Below are 270 nucleotides of genomic sequence, written 5' to 3' on the forward strand. Positions count from 1 at the left end.
TGTGGGAAGGGCTCGTGCTGCGCGCCGAACAGCCGCAACTGTTCGTGATCGGACTCGACAGTTGCACGATTCTTTCGCGCGAAGGCAATACCCTCGAGCGGGAACTGCACTACGGCCAGGCGACGGTCCGCGACCGCGTCACGCTGCACGAAAGCCAAAGCGTGCGCTACGACATCCTGCCGACGGCGGATTACGTCGGCGGCTCGCTGACCATGACCATCGAACAGCCGGACGAGCTGCAGCTATTCTTGCGCTTTGAATACGCGACCA

General features: G+C 62.2%; 1 protein-coding gene. It reads left to right on the plus strand.

What is annotated here, in order from left to right:
• A partial coding sequence (locus SB753_RS37465; RefSeq protein WP_410805209.1) for an AtaL-like protein occupies positions 1–270 on the plus strand: 270 nt, incomplete at both ends.

It is taken from the genome of Paraburkholderia sp. SIMBA_053, assembly GCF_046534895.1.
GTDB lineage: Bacteria > Pseudomonadota > Gammaproteobacteria > Burkholderiales > Burkholderiaceae > Paraburkholderia > Paraburkholderia caledonica.